27 protein-coding genes and 2 pseudogenes are annotated in these 24,719 nt (G+C 37.0%); 19 read left to right on the plus strand and 10 right to left on the minus strand.

What is annotated here, in order from left to right; translation table 11 throughout:
• Positions 1 to 98 precede the first annotated feature (98 nt).
• From ACLPIE_RS21045 to ACLPIE_RS21095, 11 genes and pseudogenes are all read left to right on the plus strand, one after another.
• Positions 99 to 245 carry an endonuclease toxin domain-containing protein gene (locus ACLPIE_RS21045; protein WP_430263628.1) on the plus strand — a complete coding sequence of 49 codons (147 nt, stop codon included), beginning with the start codon at positions 99 to 101 and terminating at the stop codon, positions 243 to 245.
• Positions 242 to 742: a contact-dependent growth inhibition system immunity protein gene (locus ACLPIE_RS21050; protein WP_430263629.1), complete on the plus strand. Its 501-nt coding sequence runs from the start codon at positions 242 to 244 to the stop codon at positions 740 to 742. Before ACLPIE_RS21045 ends, ACLPIE_RS21050 begins: the two co-directional genes overlap by 4 nt.
• 171 nt (positions 743 to 913) lie before the next feature.
• Positions 914 to 2,022, plus strand: a pseudogene (locus ACLPIE_RS21055) (IS3 family transposase).
• Between the two features lie 13 nt (positions 2,023 to 2,035).
• On the plus strand, positions 2,036 to 2,635 hold the full coding sequence (locus ACLPIE_RS21060) for a hypothetical protein (RefSeq protein WP_430263630.1): 600 nt from the start codon (positions 2,036 to 2,038) through the stop codon (positions 2,633 to 2,635).
• 127 nt (positions 2,636 to 2,762) lie between these two features.
• A complete protein-coding gene (locus ACLPIE_RS21065; protein ID WP_430263631.1) occupies positions 2,763 to 3,206 on the plus strand; it encodes a hypothetical protein in 444 nt (147 codons plus the stop codon).
• Between the two features lie 272 nt (positions 3,207 to 3,478).
• Positions 3,479 to 3,559: a hypothetical protein gene (locus tag ACLPIE_RS21070; RefSeq protein ID WP_430263654.1), complete on the plus strand. Its 81-nt coding sequence runs from the start codon at positions 3,479 to 3,481 to the stop codon at positions 3,557 to 3,559.
• Positions 3,543 to 3,827, plus strand: coding sequence for a hypothetical protein (locus tag ACLPIE_RS21075; RefSeq protein WP_430263632.1), 285 nt, complete (start codon positions 3,543 to 3,545; stop codon positions 3,825 to 3,827). The genes ACLPIE_RS21070 and ACLPIE_RS21075 overlap by 17 nt, the downstream gene beginning before the upstream one ends.
• A gap of 227 nt (positions 3,828 to 4,054) precedes the next feature.
• The gene (locus tag ACLPIE_RS21080) at positions 4,055 to 4,387 is read left to right on the plus strand and encodes a hypothetical protein (protein ID WP_430263633.1); all 333 of its coding nucleotides are present in this window, start codon (positions 4,055 to 4,057) and stop codon (positions 4,385 to 4,387) included.
• Positions 4,388 to 4,508: 121 nt separating this feature from the next.
• Positions 4,509 to 4,733 (plus strand): hypothetical protein, encoded by a 225-nt coding sequence (locus ACLPIE_RS21085; RefSeq protein WP_430263634.1) that lies wholly within the window; start codon positions 4,509 to 4,511, stop codon positions 4,731 to 4,733.
• Between the two features lie 51 nt (positions 4,734 to 4,784).
• A complete protein-coding gene (locus ACLPIE_RS21090) occupies positions 4,785 to 5,054 on the plus strand; it encodes a hypothetical protein (protein WP_430263635.1) in 270 nt (89 codons plus the stop codon).
• Between the two features lie 11 nt (positions 5,055 to 5,065).
• Complete coding sequence (locus ACLPIE_RS21095; RefSeq protein WP_430263636.1) at positions 5,066 to 5,668, plus strand: hypothetical protein; 603 nt, start codon at positions 5,066 to 5,068, stop codon at positions 5,666 to 5,668.
• A 139-nt stretch (positions 5,669 to 5,807) separates the two neighbouring features.
• On the opposite strand, the gene ACLPIE_RS21100 is transcribed toward ACLPIE_RS21095, so the two are convergent.
• From ACLPIE_RS21100 to ACLPIE_RS21115, 4 genes are all read right to left on the minus strand, one after another.
• The gene (locus ACLPIE_RS21100; RefSeq protein WP_430263637.1) at positions 5,808 to 7,814 is read right to left on the minus strand and encodes a BCCT family transporter; all 2,007 of its coding nucleotides are present in this window, start codon (positions 7,812 to 7,814) and stop codon (positions 5,808 to 5,810) included.
• A 433-nt stretch (positions 7,815 to 8,247) separates the two neighbouring features.
• Positions 8,248 to 8,511 (minus strand): DksA/TraR family C4-type zinc finger protein, encoded by a 264-nt coding sequence (locus ACLPIE_RS21105; RefSeq protein ID WP_430263638.1) that lies wholly within the window; start codon positions 8,509 to 8,511, stop codon positions 8,248 to 8,250.
• A 99-nt stretch (positions 8,512 to 8,610) separates the two neighbouring features.
• Entirely contained in the window at positions 8,611 to 9,054 is a 444-nt protein-coding gene (locus ACLPIE_RS21110) for a GNAT family N-acetyltransferase (RefSeq protein ID WP_430263639.1), read from the minus strand.
• Positions 9,055 to 9,277: 223 nt separating this feature from the next.
• The gene (locus ACLPIE_RS21115) at positions 9,278 to 9,601 is read right to left on the minus strand and encodes a hypothetical protein (protein ID WP_430263640.1); all 324 of its coding nucleotides are present in this window, start codon (positions 9,599 to 9,601) and stop codon (positions 9,278 to 9,280) included.
• Positions 9,602 to 9,899: 298 nt separating this feature from the next.
• Between ACLPIE_RS21115 and ACLPIE_RS21120 the strand changes: the two genes are divergently transcribed.
• A complete protein-coding gene (locus ACLPIE_RS21120) occupies positions 9,900 to 10,586 on the plus strand; it encodes a DUF421 domain-containing protein (protein ID WP_430263641.1) in 687 nt (228 codons plus the stop codon).
• A 49-nt stretch (positions 10,587 to 10,635) separates the two neighbouring features.
• On the opposite strand, the gene cptA is transcribed toward ACLPIE_RS21120, so the two are convergent.
• A complete protein-coding gene (gene cptA, locus ACLPIE_RS21125) occupies positions 10,636 to 12,345 on the minus strand; it encodes a phosphoethanolamine transferase CptA (RefSeq protein ID WP_430263642.1) in 1,710 nt (569 codons plus the stop codon).
• 352 nt (positions 12,346 to 12,697) lie between these two features.
• On the opposite strand from cptA, the gene ACLPIE_RS21130 reads away from it, so the two are divergent.
• The 4 genes from ACLPIE_RS21130 to ACLPIE_RS21145 all read left to right on the plus strand — a co-directional run bounded on the left by ACLPIE_RS21130 (position 12,698) and on the right by ACLPIE_RS21145 (position 15,639).
• A complete protein-coding gene (locus ACLPIE_RS21130) occupies positions 12,698 to 13,876 on the plus strand; it encodes an ion channel (RefSeq protein WP_430263643.1) in 1,179 nt (392 codons plus the stop codon).
• A 32-nt stretch (positions 13,877 to 13,908) separates the two neighbouring features.
• Positions 13,909 to 14,541 carry a cytochrome c biogenesis heme-transporting ATPase CcmA gene (gene ccmA, locus ACLPIE_RS21135; RefSeq protein WP_430263644.1) on the plus strand — a complete coding sequence of 211 codons (633 nt, stop codon included), beginning with the start codon at positions 13,909 to 13,911 and terminating at the stop codon, positions 14,539 to 14,541.
• Entirely contained in the window at positions 14,526 to 15,191 is a 666-nt protein-coding gene (gene ccmB, locus ACLPIE_RS21140) for a heme exporter protein CcmB (protein WP_430263645.1), read from the plus strand. Before ccmA ends, ccmB begins: the two co-directional genes overlap by 16 nt.
• 223 nt (positions 15,192 to 15,414) lie before the next feature.
• Positions 15,415 to 15,639, plus strand: coding sequence for a hypothetical protein (locus tag ACLPIE_RS21145; protein ID WP_430263646.1), 225 nt, complete (start codon positions 15,415 to 15,417; stop codon positions 15,637 to 15,639).
• Between the two features lie 333 nt (positions 15,640 to 15,972).
• On the opposite strand, the gene ACLPIE_RS21150 is transcribed toward ACLPIE_RS21145, so the two are convergent.
• The 5 genes from ACLPIE_RS21150 to ACLPIE_RS21170 all read right to left on the minus strand — a co-directional run bounded on the left by ACLPIE_RS21150 (position 15,973) and on the right by ACLPIE_RS21170 (position 20,461).
• Complete coding sequence (locus ACLPIE_RS21150) at positions 15,973 to 16,494, minus strand: YagU family protein (protein WP_430263647.1); 522 nt, start codon at positions 16,492 to 16,494, stop codon at positions 15,973 to 15,975.
• 361 nt (positions 16,495 to 16,855) lie between these two features.
• A complete protein-coding gene (locus tag ACLPIE_RS21155; protein ID WP_430263648.1) occupies positions 16,856 to 17,314 on the minus strand; it encodes an Hsp20 family protein in 459 nt (152 codons plus the stop codon).
• A gap of 316 nt (positions 17,315 to 17,630) precedes the next feature.
• Positions 17,631 to 18,344: an MgtC/SapB family protein gene (locus ACLPIE_RS21160; protein WP_430263649.1), complete on the minus strand. Its 714-nt coding sequence runs from the start codon at positions 18,342 to 18,344 to the stop codon at positions 17,631 to 17,633.
• Between the two features lie 33 nt (positions 18,345 to 18,377).
• The gene (locus ACLPIE_RS21165) at positions 18,378 to 19,625 is read right to left on the minus strand and encodes an MFS transporter (protein WP_430263650.1); all 1,248 of its coding nucleotides are present in this window, start codon (positions 19,623 to 19,625) and stop codon (positions 18,378 to 18,380) included.
• A gap of 14 nt (positions 19,626 to 19,639) precedes the next feature.
• On the minus strand, positions 19,640 to 20,461 hold the full coding sequence (locus tag ACLPIE_RS21170; protein ID WP_430263651.1) for an MBL fold metallo-hydrolase: 822 nt from the start codon (positions 20,459 to 20,461) through the stop codon (positions 19,640 to 19,642).
• A 342-nt stretch (positions 20,462 to 20,803) separates the two neighbouring features.
• Here ACLPIE_RS21170 and ACLPIE_RS21175 point away from each other — a divergent pair, with 342 nt between their 5' ends.
• The 3 genes and pseudogenes from ACLPIE_RS21175 to tssD all read left to right on the plus strand — a co-directional run.
• Positions 20,804 to 23,014, plus strand: a complete 2,211-nt coding sequence (locus ACLPIE_RS21175) for an extracellular solute-binding protein (RefSeq protein ID WP_430263652.1) — start codon at positions 20,804 to 20,806, stop codon at positions 23,012 to 23,014.
• 112 nt (positions 23,015 to 23,126) lie between these two features.
• Positions 23,127 to 23,863, plus strand: a pseudogene (locus tag ACLPIE_RS21180) (IS6 family transposase).
• A 573-nt stretch (positions 23,864 to 24,436) separates the two neighbouring features.
• The coding region (gene tssD / locus ACLPIE_RS21185; protein WP_430263653.1) for a type VI secretion system tube protein TssD at positions 24,437 to 24,719 on the plus strand (283 nt) is incomplete at its 3' end.

Here is a 24,719-nt window from a genome sequence, read left to right on the forward strand (position 1 = left end):
TCACGGGCATGATTTAAGATTTTTGTTTTATGTGCAATATCTCGTTTAGCTTTAATGTTCATCATATCTGACCTCCGGCTACAATTAGAAAAAACTAATTGTCAACCGAAGTCCAGACTTTCATAGAAATATGGATTGCCGTTCCAGAGTCAACGACTAAAACTCAATGGGCAGAAATTAATCGGGCCGTCTCATACGGCCAAGGTGTGGGTATTGAAGTAAAAATAACACAGGTGAAACAATGAACTTTATTCAAGATAAATATTATTCTGCTGTTTTAAATATTACAGATAAGTTTATTTGTATAAGTACAAGGTCAGGCAATGGAATATTGACAATAGACACGAATTACTCACCAATATTGTTGCCTTTAGATTGTTCAAATAACAAGCTCGGCGAGGAGTTGATTAAAGCTTTAGAGTTTAGCAATACCCAACTTAACGATGAGGAATATGATAATCTTTTTAAAAAGTCTAAGGAAAACTGGAACTCAAGACTTGATGAGCTAAAGTCTAAATACAACTATCGTTCTAAACGCCAGCTTTTAGCAAACATGCTGAATTGCTCTGTATATCTTTTAAATAACAAACTAACAATTCAGCCAACTCACCATTCAAAATGGGAAGGGTGGGAAGGGGTAGATGAGTCTAAACATGTGATATTATCTCTCGATAATACATTTGATGAAATTGGTTCCGGGGTCAGACTAGCATTGAGTCGTTGTACCTCTTACAAATTCTAATTTTACGTTCACATATTAAAGCCATCTTATAGTAAGGTGGCTTTCATTTTTAAGCATTTTAAATGCTTCCATTCAAACTCATATTTACCAAATGACAAACAAATTGCCCACTTCCCCTAAAATAAGACAGCTATAATCAGATTTTCTGCCCTAAAATTTGCAGAGGTCATGATGAAAAAAGTCTGTTTTACTGAAACTCAAATTGTTAATATTTTAAAACTCGCTGATTCTGGCATGAAAGTGGAAGATATTTGTCGCCAAAATGGGATCAGCAACGCCACTTGCTATAATTGAAAATCAAAGTATGGCGGCATGGAAGCTAATGATATTAGACGATTAAAAGAGCTTGAAGATGAAAATGCGAAACTGAAAAAGCGCTTTGTGGAAGTTAGCCTTGAAAACCACGCGATGAAGGAGCTTTTCGCAAAAAAGGGTTGGTAGTGGCTGAAAAGAGATCCTGTGCTCAATCATTAAAAGAGGCAGGCTTATCAGTCATTAAGGCTTGTAAGCTAACGTCGTTGTCACGAGCCACGTTTTACCATCAGCAAATAGATTGGCGTAAAAAAGATCAAGTAGTGATCGATGCCATACAATCGGTGTTAGCGAAATCACCACAATCGGGATTCTGGAAATGCTATTTTCGACTGAGATTTCAAGGCGATCATTTTAATCATAAACGAGTTTATCGAGTTTATTGTCGATTAGGATTGAACCTGAAACGACAGGTTAAAAAAGTGCTTCCGAAGCGTGAAAAAAGACCATTAGGGATAGAAAAAGTCCCGAATATTCAATGGGCATTGGATTTTATGCACGACAGTTTATATTGCGGTAAGTGCTTCAGAACTCTCAACATTATTGATGAAGGAACGCGTGAGTGCTTGGCGGTTGAGGTTGATACATCATTACCGGCTGAACGTGTCATCAGGGTGCTTGAACGTTTAAAAGCCGAAAGAGGGTTGCCGAAACAGATCCGAGTCGATAATGGCCCTGAACTCATTTCAGTTAACTTATTGAATTATTGTGAAGATAACCAAATTTTACTGTGCCATATTCAATCAGGAAAACCGCAACAAAATGGGTTTATCGAACGTTTTAATGGCTTGTTTCATCGTGAATTTTTAAATGCGTATTTATTTGAATCGTTAAGCCAAGTTCGAGAATTCGCGTGGTTTTGGCTACAAGATTATAACCACAATCGAACTCATGAAAGTTTAAATCACCTCCCAACGGAGGCCTATCGTAAACAGTTAGAAAATTCTAAGTTGGTGTGTCTCAATTAAAGGGGAGTGGACAATGGATTTAGATTTAAATTGGAAACCTGGATCTGCAAGAATTCATACTTGGATTGCTATGGATAAGTATGGGCATCTTGCATCTATGCTAAATAATGGTTATGGCTGGCTTCCTTCTATTTTATTAGATATTCCAAATATAAAAGAAAAGTTATCTGATTTATGTGAATTTATAGATGGAGACTCTAGTAAATATATTAATGATATAGATAAAATGGGTAGTTATTTAATAGATTTATACTCAAGCTGGGTTTATAAAAATTATGATAATAAAAAAATGATAATAGATGAGTTAGATAATGAATTAAAGTGTGGAAATAGATACAGTGATGCCGTTATAGGTGCGAAAATGGGAATGTTCTTTTTTCAAGGACTAGAAGGACATAGCAAAGGAGAAGATTACCCCGTTGGTTATGATGGCGAAACAAAGATGGGGGATTATTATCGATTTATTGTTCCGACAGTATTTTTAACAATAGAAGATATTCCTATCCCTCTTCGAAATTATATTGTTGTCTCAGACACGCTTGATTTTACAAAAGATAGGCTATTGGATAACGATAAAATTAGTGAGTATTTCCCTCGCATGTACCACGACTAAGGTTATGGGCTATTATGCGAAAAAACCAATAACGCAGTGAGTTTAAGAGTGTTACCGAATGGTAAGTATGAATTTGATACGTTAATCCCAGAAAAATCATCCAAATTCAAATAGCCGTGGTGAGTAGATGAAAAAGCATGAATTATTAAATTTTAGAAAACGATCCTTTTATATTGACCAGTCATTAGTTAGCGATAATATACTTGTTTTTTTTCAACTTGATGACTTGCGTTGGTTTTCATTATCGATAAGTGAAGGAAGTTTTTGTATAAAGGAAGAGCAATGTGAGCTAGAATATCAATCATTAAGTAACATTAAAGATTCATTTGCTTATCCAATTGAAGATTTACCTGAATTAGATAAATTTAAGCAAGCTACTTTAAATGAAGTTTATGAATATCGATTAAATAATAATTTGGACTTTTGTGTCGGCATGTTTTTTAAGTTAGATAAAGGTGATTTTAGCATTATAGATAATGAAGGCAGTTTATCTATAGTAGCAGGGGTAGATGACAAACTATTAGCTCAATGTAAGTTAATTCACTGCTGTTGCAATGAGTACATAAAATAGGACCGTTTCAAAGGCGGCTATAATTTTAGCCGCCTGTAAGTTTTTATCGATACATGTCGAGGTAATGCTTCTCTTTTTGAGCTACTTACCCAATAAGTGTAAAAAATGAATATGTTTTTCGTATTGGTCAAGAATATCGTGGATGATCTGTTCTTTTGCCCAGCCCATCACATCGTAGTCTTGGCCGCCTTCTTTTAAGTGAACTTCAGCGCGGTAGTAACGTTGGTCATTGGGTTGTTGTTAAAGCCGTAGACAATGAAGGTAATGTAATAATCAACAATCCATTTAAAGGAACTCGGTACACAATGAAAGTTAATGAATTTAAGGATGCATGGAATGGATATCGTGTCTAAAAAACATAATATTGTTTTATTATCAATAAATTATGATGATAAAACAAATGTTATTAGCTATGGTTTTAGTTTCAATAAAGAAACTAAATTTTTCATGGCAAGTATATTTGAGGCTAAAGGAATAAAAGGTATAAATTATACTGATGAACTCGATAAGTTAATAATGTCCATAATGCCATGTAAACCAGAGGTATCTAAATTTTTAAGTGAAATAACTTGGGGTTATATCGAAGGCAGAAATATATCTCTACCGGCTAATTTAATTTAAAGTATGGTTCTACGCTATAATCGTAAAGCAATATAAACTTAAATGGGAGCTGTTACATAATTCATTATTCAAATTTTGTAACAGTTCCCTATTAATAACTTAAGTGAGCTTGATGAGGCTGCCAGTGCTTGAATGATTAGCACCTGAAAATGAAGCGTTGGTTGTTAGTAACGTTAACTCTTTTTCCAAAAAAGGTCAAAGCAGAATAATTTTAATGAGATAATAAAATGGCTGATGTTATATACATATCTAAAGATAATATGGTATCCATAGGGTCATGGGCAGCATCATTATTTGGTAAATTAATAAAACCATTATTTGATGAGAAAATTAAATCTAAGATTTTTAAATTCTTTAACTGTGGGATTGGTTCGTCTATTTATTTTGATGAACTAACTTTTGAGGAATATAACATTACATATAACCTTATAAAAGATTTTATTGAACATGACCTACCTCAGATTCCTGAATGGAATGGATTAGATACAACATGGATTATAAATCTTTGGAATAATGAACTAAATGAGAAGATGCAGAAATCACCTTTATACAAAAAATAGCACCCATCTCTTTGATATTAAAAGATAATCATAAAAAATAAAATAAGCTCGTATTTTCATAAGACCTGACTTCTAGTTAGGTCTTTTTTAGGGGAAGTGGGCAGTTGGCTATAAAGCCGTAGTGAATTATGAGGAGGCAGTTAAATCATTAAAAAATGCTATACCAACCACCTCAAAAGAGTTATTAACATCCGGTAAGCTTAATATCTCAAAATTAGCTCCTATTATAGAAAAAGAGAAGCTACGTACTGAGGCTAATAAAAAAGTTATTGAGGAAATTAATAAATTTTCATCTAAAAACAAAGCTAGAGATACAGCAACGATGGTTGCTGCATATGATATATAAAGTGGCTCTATTGTTGTCAAAGGTAGCATAGGTAATAAAATTGAGGCCAATATGCTTCATAAAGATACAAGAACTCTTCTCAAGCAAAAGTTGGGGGGAGCTGATGTGGGGACTAAAACTATTTATTGTAATAATATTGTTGGGGGATGTGGAGAGGTATTAGCAGCTGACCAGCTAATAAGACAAGGAGTTAAACCAACTGACATAAGGATTTCACAAGCATATAGACCTAGAGATGCTCATGGATTCGATATATCAGAAGTTCCTCCTGAAGCGCTTATACCTACTTGTAAAAATTGTATCAAAGTATTTTTAGAATAATAAGGATATCTATGGAATTACAGTTAGATAATAATTGGTCACCCGATTTTGCTTGTAATTATACTTGGGTCGCTGTAGATAAAAATGGACTGCTATCCTTGATGTTAAGTAATGGTTATGGTTGGCTACCTATAGTTTTACTTAACTCATCTATTAGCAAAAATGATGTTAACCTTTTATGTGAGTATATAGATGGAGAATCAACAGAATATACTAACGAAATAAATTTGAATGGTAGTTATACAATCGATTTATATTCAAGCTATTCTTATAAATCATACAGAGATAAGGATGAGTTAATTAAAGGCTTTAATTCTAGACTTGAAAATAATAAAAATTGTATTGCTTCACTCGCTACCAAAATGGGAATGTTTTGTTATGAAGCTTTAGAGTTACCTTCAGAAGGTGATAACTACCCCGTTGGTTATGATGGCGAAACAAAGATGGGGGATTATTATCGTTTTATTGTTCCGACTGTATTTTTAACAATAGATGACATTCCTGCCCCTCTTCGAAATTATATTGTTGTTTCAGACACGCTTGATTTTACAAAAGATAGGCTATTGGATAACGACAAAATTAGTGAGTATTTCCCTCGCATGTACCATGACTAAGGTTATGAGATATTAAGCGAAAAAATAAAACATTGTAAAAGTTAGGAAAGGATCATAAGTAACCGCCATCTTTATGTAAAGATGGCGGTTACTACTGTGTAAACTTCAGCCTCTAATATTCAATCTCACTCTTTTTGGACTACTTACCCAATAAGTGTAAGAAATGAATATGTTTTTCGTATTGGTCGAGAATATCGTGAATGATCTGTTCTTTTGCCCAGCCCATCACATCGTAGTCTTGGCCGCCTTCTTTTAAGTGAACTTCAGCGCGGTAGTAACGTTGTTCTTCACTCTTTTCTTCATCACTTTCTGTGCCCATACCTGCTAAGGCAAAAGAGGGCTGAATATAGTAACGGAGGCGAACTTCGTAGAAAAAGTTCATATCTTCGCCTAAATCCACCTCAAAACCGATCCTATCATCTCGATCCGTATGGATATGACAAACCGTTCCTTGTTTCGCTAGCTCTTCAGAGACCATTTCCATTGAGGGCTTTACCGACTCTTCCATAAAACGCTTAACGTGAGCGCGTTTAGGGAAATAGACAATATTGCGTAAGCGGCGTTGCCACGGAATTGGGTTACGGCTAGCGGTTGGCGCAATGGTAGCCAATTGTTGGCTGTCACGCTTATAAGCATCGACGCGTAAGGCTTTAAATAATCCATAAATGGAGGCTAATAACACCATAGCAAACGGCAACGCACTGGCTATTGTCAGTGTTTGCAAGGCTTGCAAGCCACCAGCCAGTAACATGGTGATCGCAACGACACCCATCAGCCCTGCCCAGAAAATACGCTGCCATATTGGTGTGTTGGAATCCCCTCCAGAGGCCAGCGTATCAACAACCATCGCCCCTGAGTCAGCCGAAGTCACAAAGAACACGACCACCATCAGCATGGCAAAAAATGATAACGCAGAAGAGAACGGGAAGTAGTTTAGAAACTCAAATAATGCAAGGGACACATCCGATTGCACTGTCTCTGCAAGTTTTACTGCCCCTTGGTTTTTAATGAGGTCGATGGCGGTATTACCGAAGAATGTCATCCACATCAATGTGAACCCAGCAGGAACAAATAGCACGCCCATGACAAATTCACGGATAGTACGGCCACGAGAAATCCGCGCGATAAACATCCCCACAAAAGGTGACCATGATAACCACCAGCCCCAATACAGTAGTGTCCAGCCACCTAACCAATCGCTTGATTTAGGTTCATAGGCGTATAAATTAAAGGTTTTGGTGATAATCTCAGAAAGATACCCCCCCGTATTTTCTACAAACGATTTTAATAGCAGAACGGTTGGCCCCAATATGACTATTAGCAGTAATAGCAAGAAGGCGAGACCGAGGTTGAGTTCCGATAGAATGCGAATGCCTTTATCTAGCCCAGAGACCACAGAGAGCGTTGCTAGTGCGGTAAAAGTGACAATTAACCCCACTTGTACCATTTCATTCACAGGCCAGCCAAATAAGTGATTTAAACCCGCATTGACCTGCAATACACCGAAGCCTAACGAAGTGGCGACACCAAATACCGTCCCTACAACGGCAAAAATATCAACAGCATGACCAATAGGGCCATAAATTCGTTCACCAATAATTGGGTAGAGAGCAGAACGCAGGGTTAGAGGTAGCCCGTGACGATAACTAAAAAATGCTAAAATTAACGCAACAATGGCGTAAATGGCCCATGCATGCAATCCCCAATGGAAAAAGGTTAACCGCATAGCTTCTTTTGCCGCTTCAACGGTTTGAGCTTCGCCTACAGGCGGGTTGAGATAATGCATAACCGGCTCAGCGACGCCAAAGAACATCAAGCCGATTCCCATCCCTGCGGAAAATAGCATGGCAAACCAGGAGACATAGCTAAAATTTGGCTGCGCGTGGTCTGGGCCCAGTTTTATTTGCCCATAACGGGAGAGTCCCAGATAAGTCACACTCAATAGAATAATGGCGACAGCGAGGATATAGAACCAACTTGCATTATTGAATAGGTTTTGTTGAAGATGACTTAGATGAGATTCTGCAACTTTTGGCATTAAAGCGGCAAAGCCCACAATAAGCAAAATGATGATAGCAGAGCTATAAAACACGGGTGGACTAATTTTCGAGCGAATTTTTACAGACTCATTCGTGATTTGATTCATAACAACCTTCTTTTGTTTTATTTTATTTTTGGCATACCAATATCAGTAAGGTATGCAACGAGCTGTCCTTCTTAATGAAACAATGGGTAATTGCGAAAAGGTTTCCTAAGGAAACTAAGCAGAAAGAACAATAAATATACGTCATTCGTGGTGTTGATAGCAGCTAAAACTGCCGAAAATAGTGATGAATTTTGAGTCTTAGTCTTCCTCTAGTGTAAAAAAACAGGCGGACATACTGCCATGATATGGATAAATGATCAACAATAGGGAGAAATAAGATTAAATTGATGAAAAAAATATAGTGTTAATTATCATGTTATTAATCACTAAAAATGCAGTATTTATAGGATATTAGGACAAATTAATTGTAGCGGTTAAAAGTTAAAGTTATTAGCGCAAAAATAGCTAAATTTGCTTAACAATAAAGTTATTATCATAATTGGCTATCTTTGCTTCCTCTGCGGTTATAGCCACTAAATGCAGATTGTTTTTTGTCTAATGCGTTTTGACAAGCTGTACACAGTTTTACGCCGGGTAGCGCTAAACGACGAGCCTCTGGGATTGGGTCGCCACACTCTTCACAAAATTCAGCACTGTTACCGGTGTGTAATTGACTTCGTGCTTTAGCTATCCCGTCATCAAGTGTGGCATCGATTTGTTCTTGAACGGCATTTTCATTTGCCCATCCATTCGCCATAAGTTACCCCTTGCCTGATTAAATATTGACCTGATACCGATATGATTAAATATTGACCTGATACCAATATAGAGGCGGGGAAACTAAATTCAAGGGCAATTATTGCTCAATGGCAAGTGTCATATAGATGTGATCCATTCCATCTTCATCGTACATTTCTCCTACTGTTTGGTATCCTAATGTGCGATAAAACTCGATGGCGGTATGTTGTGCGGAAAGGCCGATCGTTTTGAAATGGTGTTGCTGCGCATATTGTTCGACAAACTTCATTAGCTCACGACCTAACCCCTTCCCACGATGACGCTTTTGTACCGCGACACGGCCGACTTTGACTAGCCCTGTATCTTTAAATAGAAGGCAGCGCAATACTGCAACTGGGTGTTCATTTAGGTATAGCACGACATGTAAGGCACTATTGTCATACTCATCAACATCGATGTCAGCAGGGAAACCTTGTTCGTGAGTAAAGACTTGTTGGCGTAGGTCAAATGCATCGATAACGAGCTCTGGGATAGCATGTCCAAGACTATATTTAATTTGCATGGGAAACCCCGATATAGAATTCATAGAATGAAAGAATAATCACTATATAACGATGAAACCGCGAAGTAAGGAAGGTTTTAGTGTTTTTATTGTTACGAAAAATGAAAAGAGAAAATGCAGGTGTGAGAAACCTGCATTTAAGGTTTCGAATTAACGCAAGGCCACAGAAAGAACTTTGTTGATTAAGGGATTTTTTCTGGTAGCCATCGCTCTTTTTTCAACACTAATTCTTATCGGTTTTCGCATCGTTCTCAGCTTTAAGCGATTCCGTTTTATCTTTTACATCGGTGGCAATTTCATCGGCTTTATTGATGGTGTCAGTTTTGACGTCTTGCCCAAGTTCTGAGGCGCTTTGTTTCAATTCGTTGGCTTTATTTTGGGTATCGTCAGCAAGCTCGTTAGCTTTTTGTTCACCGTCTGCTTTGAGTTGCTGCGCTTTTTCTTCCGCTTGTTTTACCGTATCACTCGATTTGGATGAGTCATCACAGCCAGTTATGACAGTAAAAAGGCCAATAAAAAATAATGAAGCGATAATTTTCTTATTCATAAACATGTCCTTAGCGTTGGTAGATAAAAACGAGTTTTAAATAAATTAGCTCTATTGTGATTCATGCTCATCTCTAAATATAGTTGAGAATAAGCTTGTTATAAAATAAATAGGAAAATTTTTGAAAGATTGAGGTTCTACAGGGGGAGATGCTTCCCGTTGTATTGAATGTAATTATTTTTCATAGCTAACGATAACATGGCATTATGAATATCTATAAATAGGCTAAACTGATTGGCATTCATTGCTGTACAATCATAAAAATAGCGTTTTGATGAGATAATTAAAGGGTAGCAATATGACATACTATTATTTGCTTATTATTTTAAAGTTTATTATTGGTTTTGCCATAGTTATCACTCACATGAATTTGTCAGGGAAAACGCAGCTTTCTCAAATGACGCCAATTGATTTTATAGGGAACTTTGTCTTAGGGGGCATTATTGGTGGGGTGATATATAGCGATACTATCCCATTGTATCAGTATGTTATTATTTTAATTATTGGTGTTTTATTTATTAGTTTTTTAAACTTTTTAACCAAAAAATTTAATTTTTTTCGTAATGTGGCGATTGGTAACCCTATACCCATTATTAAAAAAGGCCAATTTATAATGGAAAACATTTTAGAAAAAGCCAATAAGATCGATCTCATCAATATTTCATCTCGAATACATGCACAAGGCATTCATTCTTTTCAAGAAATTTATTATGCACAAATAGAGCCTGACGGGCAGTTAACAATTATTTGTGATGAAAAAAATATGCCGTCTGTTATTTTGATTAAAGACGGTGTGATTAGAGTTTGCGAATTAGAATCCATCGAAAGAGATGAAGCTTGGCTAATGCAGCAAATTGAATTACAAGGTATTAAATCAATAAACGATATTTTCTTAGCTGAATTTTGGCGTGGTGAAGTCACGTTTATTTTGCAAGATGGTAAAATAAACCGCAAAGGTACGCAGCATCTGAAAGTTATTGCTTAAATGAATAGGTCGGTGAAATGCAAGAAGCATATCACCGACAGAGACTTAATTATTTTTTCAAATCATCATATAGCATCAGTGAGGATTTATTTTCAGGGTCGCCAATGTAGCGTGGCTGAGGTTTAAATGTATCGTTAAACAAGCTCTTTTCAGGCTCGAATCCAGTGTAGTTTAGACCTGCGAGGTCAGACCAAGCATAGATGAAGTCCATGTTACTGAATGGACGAGATGTTTTATTATTTAAATCAAATTGATGTGTAGCCAACCACTCTGGCGACTGCCAGACCAAGAAAGGAACATTATAAATAATCTTACTAGGCTTACCTTCACTGCGTCCTAACATGTCATGTGGAGGCGTGTCGTAGACATCTTCCCCGTGGTCAGAGAAAAAGATCAAAAAGCCATTTTCTTTCGAAGAATCAAAATCTTTGATTAATGACGAAACAATATAATCATTATAATGTTGGGCATTATCATAAGCATTGTAATCCTTTACTTGATCGTCATCTAGATTTTCCGGAACGATGCTATCCTTATCTTTAAAGACGGCTTTATCTTCAGGGTAGCGGAATTCATAACGCATATGAGTTCCTAATAGATGAACGACGATGAATTTCTTCTCAGCAGGATCAGCAAGCGCTTCTTTGAAAGGGGCAAAGACCACATCGTCATAAATCCGTGAGCTCTGAGCCATATCATTATTAAGATAATATTGCTTATCTGTTTGGCGAGAGAATGCGGTTAATAAGGTATTGCGTTCAGTCATTGTCTGCTGATTAGTGATCCAAAATGTTTTAAAGCCCGCTTGCTTCATCATATTCATGATAGAAGGGCGAGAATTAAACAGTTCAGGCTCAGTTTGTGTCGCAAATGTCAAAATTTGCTGTAGTGCTTCGATGGTGTAAGGACGTGATGTTACGACATCATTAAACACTGACAGATTGTTCGGGTAATCTTTCGCTAGCTCATCTAATTCAGGAGTAGTAGGGCGTTTATAGCCATACAGACTCATCCTGTCTCGACTAGTGGATTCACCAATAACCAACACGAATGTGCGAGGTGTATTGCCATTTGCGTCGACAAAGTTTTCTAACGGTGGAATTTTGCTATTATCGTGAATAAGCTCTTCCATATTAGCCAACTGGTTTTTATATAGAAAGTAACCACTTACAAATTGCCACGGTGCTGCATAAGCGAGTTTACTGTTTACATAAGAGGCAACGTTAGCAAGTGGCCTATCTTGTTTGATGCCTTTATTGTAGTAAGGTACGCCAAACAGAATAATTAAAATAAGTAAGGAAATACCTACTCGGCCAGGTTTAGGTAGCACAACGGGTTTTAGTCGAGTCCATAGGAAGATAGCGACTAATGTATAGGCGATAATCACACCTAATACTTTGAAACTAAAGTATTGCTTAAGAAACTCCCCCGCTTCATTGGTGTTTGTTTCAAACATCACAAACATAACGCTTTGCGATATTTGGTGCCCATAAACGACAAAATAAGCGAGTGCAACCACAGAAGATAGCCACAGGATGATACCAATCAGTCCTGCGACTAGTTTAATTTTTTTCGGAAATAAAAATGCAGGGATTAACCAAAGGGAGCTATAAAGCAATGAGTCTCTTAGCCCAATTGAGTTGCTTTGCCCAGTGATAACCACATAAAGCTGTAATAATGATGAGAAATACCAAAAGTAGATTAATAGCCAAAGCAAAGAAAGCCAGCTAAATCTATCCGAGCGTGTAGTGTTAACCATAGTTTTTTAACTCTTATTTTCTGTTATCGCTAAGTCACGTTGAAAAATAATTGAGAAATCGATTTTTAGATATAAAGACGTAGTTTAAGTTCCCAAATATATTACATATAAGTAATGTTTGCCTCAGTAATCATATAACTATTTGTTTGTTAATGTCTTTTAAAGACTATATTGATCGTTTTGAATTGGGTCACTATTGTGATATTTAATGGTAGACGATGTTTTGCTAGGTATTGGTAGAATGGCCAATAAGCATTTGTTATCGTCTTTATGTCATTGGTACTATCCTTTGATATATTTATGGTATATAAAAAAATTTAACGATTGCACCAATGAAGGGTGAGAGCAATACATGTTAGATAACTCATTTGTGGCTTTTTTGAAATCACCTCTATCAATCAGGGTGCTGCTTTCATTGCTGATTATTATTGATGGTGCCATGATTTTAAAACCTGTCTTGAGTGCGTACACCGATTATATTGATTGGCGCGAATCAGGTTTCACACAATGGCTAAAATCTTTAGGTTTTATGAAATTACTTGATATTCCTCGTTTTTTGTTGGGAGTTTCTTTAATTTTTCTTTCTTTATTTATGGTTAATGGCGCAAGAATTGCTTGGAGTTTCTCACTGTTATTACTGGGGGTGATTTCATTTGTTGATTTAAAGCTTGCACAAGAAAATATTCATCAAGGCTATTTCTCTTTCGCTTTGTTGATAGCATTGTGTGTTTTTTGGAAGTTATATCATCACCATAGCTTAACCAGTGCGGGATTTGTGGCAATCACCTGTATTACTGCATTATTGCTGTATTCCATTTTTGGTACTTTATATATTGGTGATGAATTTTCGCCCGTGGTTAAAGACGGTACAACGGCCTTTTATTTTGCTTTAGTTTGCATGACAACGGTCGGATTTGGTGACATTGTACCGATTACTGTGGATGCCCGTGTATTCACAGTGACTGTGATTATTTTAGGAATTACAATTTTTACCACTTCAGTGGTTTATGTTGTTGGGGTATTAGCTAAAGGTACGAAAGAAATCGTACGTAAGAGGTTTTCTTATATGAAAAATCATTATGTGGTGATTGGTAGTACTCCAATGGCCGTCAATGTTTATCAAGGACTGGAAAAACGAGAGCTGCCAGTGGCAGTGATTTGCCAAGAAAACCATCGTAGCCATTATCCTGAAAAAGATAATATTGTGACGGGTGACCCCACCAGTTCCGAATTACTTGCTGCTGCTAATGTTAAACATGCGAAATGTGTATTGGTGATGACAGATAGCGATTCGCTCAGTACTTTTGCTTTATTGGGAGTGAAAGAGCAAGCGGGAGAAGGTAGTTCGGTAAAAACTGTGGTGTTAATTAACCAAGAAAATAATATGGATAAAGTGCGCTTATTGAAACCCGATATGCTGTTTTCATTATCTAGCCTTGGCTCTGAAGTTTTGATGCAAGTGCTTTGCGGTGAAGCAATATCGAGTGATTCTATTAGTGATATGCTGTTGAACAAAGTTGCAAAAAGCTAATCTAAAGACAAAAACAACAGGAATTGTGCTGCATGTTAAGTGCTCAAGATGTGAGTTGCCTTCGGCAAAATAGGGTTCTATTTCACCAGCTAAATTTTACCGTTCAGCCTAGTGAGATCTTACAAGTTGAGGGGCCTAATGGTGCAGGCAAAACGACATTATTACGAATGATGGCAGGGTTATTAAAACCCGATGAAGGCGTCGTCTGTTGGAATAACCAACCGATTGATAAACTTAAAGAAGATTTTACTCGCCATCTTCTCTATTTAGGACACAAGTCCGCTGTTAAATCCCTATTAACCCCTTATGAAAATCTGAAATTTTATTTCCAGATGCATCACAAAGAGGGGGAAGGTGAGCGAATTTGGTCAGCCTTAGAGGAAGTTTCCCTAATCGGTTATGAGGATATTCCTGTCAGCCAACTTTCAGCGGGGCAACAACGCCGGGTGAACTTAGCGAGATTATGGCTAAGTGAGGCGCCATTGTGGATTTTAGATGAGCCGTTTACCGCGATTGACGTGGCAGGTGTCGAGCGCTTAACGGAGCGTTTTCATCAACATGCAAAACAGGGAGGTATTATTTTATTTACCTCTCACCAAGCAATGTCAGGGCAATTTGGTTCCTTAAAACTGACAGGTGGGGTTGAATCATGTTTTGGTTACTAATTAGGCGAGAGCTTAAAATTGCATTTCGTAGCTTTTCAGAGCTAGTCAATCCGTTATGGTTTTTTTTAATTGTCATTACGCTCTTCCCATTAAGTATTGGGCCTGAGCCTCAGTTATTAGCTCGTATCTCTGTTGGTGTATTTTGGGTCGCTGCTATTTTGTCCTCTTTGTTATCCCTAGAGCGCTTATTTAAGGATGATTACCTTGATGGCTCCCTTGAGCAATTGCTTTTGGCACCTCATCCCTTATTCATTACTGTTTTTGCCAAAGTCATAGCTCACTGGTTAGTTACTGGGTTGCCATTGATTTTGTTATCACCCGTTGCGGCATTAATGCTCTCTTTCAGCGCAGATACGCTATTGGTACTGGCAGGTACGTTGTTGTTAGGAACTCCTGTGCTGAGCTTTATTGGTGCTATCGGTGCGGCGCTAACGGTTTCTCTGAAAAAAGGCGGGGTTTTGGTGAGTTTACTGGTTCTTCCGCTTTATATCCCCGTACTGATTTATGCAACGGGCACGATGGAAGCCCACAGTTTTAAAATGCCATTAGATGGTTATTTTGCTATTTTAGCGGCTTTATTCGCAGCCAGTATCACCTTTTCACCACTCGCTATTGCGGCAGCATTAAAAATTAATATCAGCAATAATTAACTGCTGAACTCTTTTCATTAATCCGTAATAAGGGCGAAAAAGTGCCCTTATTAATCTAGACCGTGATTACTATAGAAAAAAATACACTGATATTGATGACTTTTGTGCGTTTTTTCTTCCACGATGGGATAATATCTTATTGATTCAGGATTAAAACAGCGTATAAAGATTTTAAAAAATATGTTTTCGCTTTGTTGTTACTAACATTTAAAAGGAGTTTTTTATGAGTAATAAGCTAAAATATACATCTATTGGATTGTTTGTTTTTTTAGGTGCATCTTGGCTAATCTTGAGTTATTTCAATGAAAATATAGAAAAATCAAATACATTCACTGTTAGCCAAATCAAATACGATAATACTACATATAGGTATGTGAAAGAGAAATGTGATAGTGGTTTTTTTGAGAAAAATAGTGAAAATTGTATTAACCTTCGCGCCGCTAGGTAGTATTCTTTTTTTAATTTTAGCCCCCTTAGTGTAGAGCTAATAAAACTAGGAAAAAAAACATCGTATTACTATTTTTTTGTCCTATAAATTACTTTCTACGAATATTTTTAATCATGAGTCAGCTATAGAGATAATCTTTTTTGTGCATATTAAACAGCACACTTAGCACTTAATCATTTAACGGAGCACGTGAAACAGATAGATATTATTCTTATATTTGTTTAACCATAAAAAAGACCGCTTAAGCGATCTTTTATGGATAACTGATCTAGCTCAGATGAACTGTTTAATTTTATTGTAAACGTATTAATGGTTACAAGTGAACATCACGCTCTACTCAGCGTCTTTTTCTTTGGTTAAACAATAACGCAAGTTTTGTCTAATCGCTTCAATAGACCAGATCCAAAAAGCGGTTCCAACAAACTCAGAAATTAGTGCTTGGTAGCCAGCAGTCCAAAGCCAGCCAGACAATCCTAATAATGGTACAACTAAGCCATGAGCAAAAACAGAAACACCGATACCAAAACAAATACCATGTAATAATTTAACTTTAGGCAAATACTCAGCGATAACACAATATATAACTGCGATAGCTATCGAAAATAAGATATGAACACCATTCCCTCCCCAATTAATGCTATATCCCATCCAATGATAAGTCATAGTATCTATATTCAGCCCAAGTTTTTCTAACAACACAATAGGCGGTGGAGTTGTTTCAAGCGTTCTTGGGGGAATTAGGCCTTCAAAACCAGATTTAACTAGAGCAGAAAAAATACCCGCTATAATCCCAACATATATTGATATGCCTATATGTCTAGAACTTTTTTTTGTTAATTTAAATAAATCAATCATTATTTATACTCGCCTCATAAATTGAATATTGTAAGTTAAGTATAGTAGAGATAAGAACGTTTGTTTTTATTTTTTAATCGCATTTGGTGTACAAACTTATTCCATAACAGGTCGGCTTGTTGTTTATTACGAGCCTCCCAAGACTGTCTATAACGAGTATTCCTACATTGATTATACTATCCGGTTTTAAATAGGCCTTAACAACTAATCGCCTTAGTTTAGCTTCATTGAAAAGTTAGCCTTAGCACAAAATGAGTATTTAGTAAAATAAAGTGATAACAATATTAAATGTTTTATTCATGACAAGAGCTATCTCTTAACAAAAAGACCCGCCATTATTGACGGGTCCTAAATAATAACGCTATGATTTTATATCTTTATTTTCAATGGCTATAACTTGGGGTTTTTCTTCATCTGGGATTTCATATTCAATGTCCAACGTTAGTAAGCCACTAGATAACTCAGCACTTTCAATTTTCACATTCTTACCGAGATTAAATTCGAGTGAAAATTTATTTTGAGTGATTCCTTTATGAACCCACTTCTCAGAGTCATTAATTAATTCAGTTGATTGCTCACCTTGAACATACAGTTTCCCACCTTTTAGGGATACGTTTAAATCATCTTCCTTATAGCCTGGAACACTAATAGTTAATTGATAGTTTGTTTCATCTATTTGCTTTAAATTGTACGGATGCTCTGAAGTTAAAGGTCTATTACCTGTAAGTTGACTAAACAAACGATCCATTTGGTCAAATCTATTAGAAAGTAAGCTATCCGATAATGTTGGGAATAATGAAAAAGATCTAATGTTAGACATAATTTCTCCTTCAATATTTTATATACCAAATTAAACACATACTACTCATACACCATTCATTATGCACTTAGCGTAGAATGATATTTTATCTTGGTGCATTACTTATATAGTGTCTCTAGCTAGAATTTCAAGTTTGCATTTACATTTATTTACAAACTCATTATTGAGAATAAATAAAAGACCCATCATTGCTGACGGGTCTACACCGTAATCCTAACATACTCGTGTAAGATTATGGCGGTATCCCGGAAATCGGTATTCTTCATCGTGTTAGCGGGTTATTTAAAGCTCTTGAGTTGATGCATAAGTTATAATATTAATGATCTAGAGATACAGAATGAACATATTCTAATTGCTTTAAGGAACAATAAAACTCAGGTAAGGTAATTTTTTGGCGTACCAACAGCTTTAAATTCACCTCAACGCGTTCTTTTTTGATATCTCTGATAGTGAGATTCTCAATTACATCTTTATGGCTTTTTAGATACTCAATAAGTAAAGGTACGCCTTTTTCATGAGTAAATAGCATCCGAACTTTAATTTTTCCTAATTTTGGGTTTTTCATCTGAAATAATGCGACTTGGGGACTGAGTTGTATCGCTAAGAAAAAAAGTATTGTAACGATGACTGCATGCCAGTAAAACCCAGAGCCACAGGCAATTCCAACACCTGCTGAAGCCCATACGATAGCGGCAGTTGTTAGACCCGAAATAGCATCATCACGCCGATGTAATATAACACCAGCACCTAGAAATCCCACTCCACTAATTATTTGTGCAGCTAATCTCATCGGGTCGCTACGTATATTGTCAGAGATATTGGCGTAATACTCCGCTGATTGAATTGAAACGATGGTTAATAAACAGCTGGCAACGGAGATAATAACACAAGTTTTAAAACCAACAGGTTTTCCCTTTGATTCACGTTCTAAGCCAATTAAGCCGCCTAATACAAAGGCGGCCAGTAGTTTAGCAATACTTGATAGTGATAAAGGGCCAATGGTATCGACAAACTGTATAAATAAATCCATGGTTTGCTCCTGACCTTACCCCTTTCTTAATTTTTACTGTTCTGCAACGCTATTGACTGCTTTTTGGGCTTCCACATTTTTCTTTTTAGACACGTCGTCTTTAAAGAAGAAGATAAAGAAAACAGTGACAACAGCTGCGACAATGGCTGGGTAATGCCAGAATGTTTGCCATTGTGGTAATGAAGCACTGCCTGTTTCTGTAACAGTTGAATTAAATATTTCGCCACAGATTGTCGAAGCAAATAATAAGCCGAAACCATTAGAGACAATAAAACGTAAGCCTTGAGCTTGTGCACGAATTTCCGGTTTCGCTTTGCGGTCAACATAGATATCACCCGCAGTAAAGAAAAAGTCCCAGCATAATCCTTGAAGCATCAGTCCGAAAATAATGAAATAGAAACCGGAATCTACTGCAGCATAAGAGAATAGCATTGAGCGAATAATCCAACTTATCGCTCCAAGGAGTAAGGTAATTTTGAAACCAAATTTCATTAAGAAGAAGGACAGCACAAACATGAATAAAACTTCACACGCGATACCAATTTGCATAATAGATGCAGCATTATCGAACCCAAGTGTTTTAATAAACACGGGAATATATGCAGAATAAGCTGTTTTCGGGATCATTAATACAAAGATGCTAAACATTAAAATGGCGAAGTAGCGGTCTTTAAATAATGAAAGTGCATCTAAACATAGGATATCTCGGGTAGAAAATGGTTTGCCTTTTGCTTTTGGTGGTGTATTTGGCAGGGTAAAGCAGTAGAAGCCTAATAATACCGCAACCGCAGAAGCGATATACCATGTCATAGTGCTACCTGAGAAGCCCATTTCCCCTAAAATAAACCCGATAGCCATGAAACCAAACGTACCGAATACGCGAATTATCGGGAAATATTTCACACCATTAATATGGGAGAAACTAATACTGTTAGAAAGTGCTGTGGTTGGATAAAACAGTAGGCCGATGATGAAAATCATAAATAGGGTCATACCACTATTTTGCGCCTCAATAAATTGTGGCACACAGAGAATAACCGCCGCATTAATTAAATGCAGCGTTCCCATTACCTTTTGCGATGCAAAAAAACGGTCAGCAACCATACCAATGAATAAAGGGGAAATGATAGTGGCGATACCTAATAAAGCATAAGCATTACCAATAATGTTTGCCATGCCATAGGTACTCAATACGAGCCCCATGGTCATATTCCATGCGCCCTGCATAAAATATTGCACAAACATCATAATCAGTAAGCGAGAGGTTATTTTCATATCCATGAGTCGTTTTCCTGTTAATTTGCTTCTAACGTTAATCCGTCATATGCAACACGGATATTATAAGGCGCACAAACCGCTTCTAATTCTTTGTGAAGCAATTTACCACTGTGGGAAATATGTGAAACGGCGATTTGTGTATTTGAATGCAGGCAGCCCTGCTGTTGCAGTTTTTCTTTAGTAGCAAATACTGTTTCTAAACTCATGTGGTTATCTGTACGATTTTTCCCATTTAATCCATAAGTACATTCTAATACGACAATATCCAGTAGTTTATTTTCTAACCACTGCCAAGTTAATTCAGGAAACCATCCTGAGTCATGCCCATAGAAAATTGCTTTGCCATCTTTTTCAATGTGATAGACGTAGCAAAGTTCCCATTTCGCGTGGTTTGCTAGTAATGGCGTAATTTTGTAACCGTTTCTCTCTACTGTGACAAAAGGAATTAAACAGTGGAAGTCGAAACGTTCTTTGCTGTAGCCAGGTAGAACTTCAAGACAACCGTTAATGGCGCGGTCATTACCGAAAATATGGAGGGGATGATAAATTTCAAAGCCATAGCCTTCCATTCGGCTAAACAGATCTCCAACATTAAAATGATCAGGATGGGTGTGAGTAAACAGCAAACTTTCAAATTTGGTCGCATCCATCCCATCACGCATCAATTGATAGCTAAATGTAGGGGAAACATCGATCAACATAAGATCGTCCACAATAGCGGAGGAGTGGGTTCTAATTTCTTTTCCACCGAGCTCTCTGGCTTTCTGACAGTGTTCACAACGGCAGAATGGGTTGGGTATACCTTCCGAGGCTGCGGTGCCTAAAAAGTGAAGTTTCATAATATCTACCTATATTTTATTGTTTTATTTTGGTTTTTGATCCCTGGTGTTGGTATTCAAGCTAAAATAAATTAATTTGAACGTTCCAATAATAAGCCCAAGGGCTTTTATTGCCAATAAATGCTGTTAAGATCAGTGATCTTATTCAAATAAAATTTATTAAGTTTTTGATTTTTATGTGATAATTATATTGGTTTTTTAAGGTGGACAAATAAATAAATATTATTCATTTAGTTTGTTTTATAGGCTTAATTTTATGGGACGTTCAAATAAATTACCGGTAGTCGTGATAAATAATTCAGGTATGCTATTGGTAGTGGGTGATGAAGGTGAAAAAGGCAAATGGCGACAATTAAAGATATTGCAAAATTAGCGGGTGTTTCTCATGGAACTGTTTCTAATGTTTTGAATAAACGTGGAAATGTGAGTGTGGAAAAAATTGAAGCTGTCTATAAAGCCGCTAAGGAAATGGGATATCAATTAAATACACAAGCTCAATTATTAAGAACCAACAAAAATCATAAAGTAGCGATACTGTTGCCACAGTTAGTTTCTGATAAATATGCAATATTTTTTAATTCATTTAGACAATCTATCGCTCAGTATCCGGAAATGGCTTATGACCTATTTTTAACGGACGATCTTGAAACAACAGAGCTAGATGTATTACAAAAAATTGCGGCAGGTGGCTATAAGCAAGTGGTGGCGGTCACTTGTTTGCAAGATGCGACAATCTATTTTAATACATTAAAATTAGCCGCTTCCCAAGTTATTTTTATTTATCGTCAGCCAAAGAATGCCCAGCACTTTTTGACCTTAGATTATTCTCAAGCGGCTAATGCTATTTGCCAACAAATTGCTACAAGCCGAAGTCAATTGGTTGGTATTTTTAGTGATGATCATGGTGATTTAGAAAGATCAACGTTTATCAGCGAATTGCAAAATAGTCTTAATCAATATGCCCCACATAAAAAATACATGGTTATTCGTGCATCTAATGATGAATCTTATAAAGCAGCATTTGATTTCTTTTCAGACGAACAAGCGCCAGATTTATTTGTTGCAGAAGACATTGAAAAAGCGAGTTATTTAACCCAAGCAAGTTTTTTTGGTAGCGAGAATGATTGCCCTGCAATATTCGCTTTAAGTGGCAATATCCCTCCAATATTAAAAGGTTTGCATTGCTTCGCGATGAATTATGCACAGCTAGGATTAGAAGTGGTTGATGAACTCATGAAAGAGGAGAACCACACAAGCAAAATGGTGGGTGCTAATACGGTTTATGTTCGCAATCAAAGTGGCAATCTTTATACAGCAATACCAGCAATAAATACGGAAAATAAATCAGACCCAAGCTTGAACTTGCTTATTTTGCCTAGCCCTTCAACAAATGCACTAAAAAAATTACTGCCACATTTTTATCGCCAAACAGGCATAAAAGTTAATTTAGCTATTTATCCCTACGATGAAGTTTATCAAATATTAGGGCAGTTACATTTACATCCTTATTATGATTTATTACGTATCGATATGGCGTGCTTTCCTTGGTTTGCAGAACGTATCCTACAGCCACTAGATCAAGTCGGAAATGGGCTGACTGATTTACTCAGTAACTTCTCGTTGCCGACGCAGCAAAAATTCAGTTTAGTAAATGGCACCGCATATGCAATGCCATTTGATGCGAGTGCGCAGTTGTTGTTTTACCGAAAAGATTTATTTGAAGACCCTATTTTAAAGCGAATGTATTACGAGAAAACGGGCAATGAATTAACTGTGCCGGCTAATTTCAACGAATATGATCAAGTAACTCAATTCTTTACAGAACAGCATGAAGAAGGGCAACTGTCTCGACCAGTTGGGGCATCAACAACATTAGGTAGTGCGGGGCTTATTGCGACTGAATATTTACTACGATATTACGCAGAAGGTGGGCGGTTAATCGGCAATGATAATATTCCTAGACTAGAAATGCCGTTAGCGAGCAAAGTGCTAAGTGAATACCTGCACCAAGTTTCAATTTCTGAGAATATTTATGATAAATGGTGGAGTGAATCGGTCAGGCAATTTGAACAAGGTGAGCTTGCCATGTTGATTGCCTACATGAATTTATTCAATGATGTTGCTCACAGTGGCATCTTCCCTAAAATTGGTTTTGCCCCTGTTCCTGGAGGGCTTCCTCAATTAGGTGGTGGAGCATTAGGTGTTTCCCGTTATAGCCAAAAAGCGCATTATGCAGAGCAATTTTATCGCTGGCTTTATTCACCAATCGTGATGGATCACCTTATTTTGTTAGGGGGCAACAGTAATCATCAAGATTTTAGCCACAATCAAGAAATTTGCTATCGCTACCCATGGATGCCACTTGCTTATCAAGAGATAAATCGGGGGATACGTGAGTCTTCAATTCCGAACGGTAAGCTATTTAATTTACGTCAAGCGGAAGTGATTATTGGGCAAGGAATTACGAATGTGGTGAATAAAATTATGACGGTAGATGAAACGATTGAATATATTAATCAGCGTTTATTGGTTGATACACAAGGTGAGCGCTGAAATATTAGAGGTATCCGATAAAAACGTTGGCATAGCGGTTTGTAAGGGCTTGTTACAAAAATTGCCTAAGTGAACAACACTAAGCTTATTAATTGCCTTTTTAGGAAAAATCATGCCACCAAATGAGTTCAAATGGAAGCATTTTGCCCCCACGATTATCCTTTGGTGTTTACGTTTGTATAGCTCCACACCGCTAAGTTATGCCATCGTCAGTGATATGCTGGCCGAACGCGGCATTTCAGTTCATCGCTCGACGATTTGTCGTTGATTTATTGAATACGCGCCGGTACTCCATAAAAACTCAAAAAATATCAATGTATTCGAGCTTTTTCTGCTTGGCTACTCAATGAAACTTACGTCAAAGTGAACGGGAAATGGTTTTACCTTTATCGTGCAATTGATAAGTATGGGGTGACGCTGGATATTTATTTTTCCCCCAACCGCAATCGTCATGCTGCTTATGAATTTCTCAAACGGGTATTAAAACCTTATCCCGCTGAGCGGCAGCCAAAAACATTAAACACCGATAAGCATGCGGCTTATGGTTATGCGGTAGCCCGTTTAATAAAAGAAGGCAAGCTCCGCGAGTAGGCACAGCAATGGCAAATTAAAACCCTCAATAATCGAATAGAATCCGATCATGCACCGATTAAAAAGTTAATTGTTGCCACAGGCAGTTTCAAAATCGCTAAACGGGCATGGTCGACAATCCAAGGATTTGAAACTTTGCGAAAACTGAATAAGGGGCAATTTTATGAATGATTACGTCGTGATGAACCTGAGTTTCGTGTACGGGAGCGATCTGCCTTGATAAATCGCTTATTCAATGTGGAGACGGTTTTAACGTGAAGGGCGCCATTGGCCTTGAGCAAAAAATACGTAATTTATTATTTGCAACAAGCCGAAACGCACTCTCATTATCAATCTAGCGATAAAGGTTATTTTCTATATAAAAATAAAATTAATGACTATTAATTGAAAAATGACAGATAAATACACTACCGATTTTCAGTCATAATTTCACTGAAAGTGAAAACTGGGTAGCAACATGACATTAGTAATTTAAAATCAACTAGTTATGTAAAATTCCGCATGTGAAATAATTCGTTACATAGTTTATTTCTATGTACATTAGAACTTACTGGGCTTATCGCTATTTGGTGTATTTTTTGCTCGATAATTATTCTTATTTAACTCATTTTATGCATTATCATTGGTTTAATATATCGTTATTTCAACCAGTTTACGCTAAGTCACTTATCCTAGAGAGATGCGTGACTGGTACGTGTATTTACAGTCCATTGATAAGCTTTTATTATCCTTAACGCAAATCTTACCGTGCGCACTGGCTGAGATGACGGAAATTAATCGATAATTATTTCGACTTAACTCAACTTGTCATTCTGGATAAAGGATATCGCTATGCCAACTCCATGTTATATTGCTATTCAAGGCAAAACTCAAGGTAACATCACTGCAGGTGCATTTACCGCAGATTCTGTCGGTAATATCTATGTGCAAGGTCATGAAGACCAAATGTTAGTCCAACAATTCTCTCACGTCGTGACTGTGCCGACAGACCCACAATCTGGTCAGCCTTCCGGCCAACGTGCGCATAAACCATTCCGTTTTACTGTGGCGTTAAACAAAGCCGTTCCGCTGCTGTATAACGCGTTAGCGTCGGGTGAAATGTTGCCGAAAGTGG

The sequence above is a fragment of the Providencia sp. Me31A genome (assembly GCF_050487165.1).
Classification (GTDB): domain Bacteria; phylum Pseudomonadota; class Gammaproteobacteria; order Enterobacterales; family Enterobacteriaceae; genus Providencia.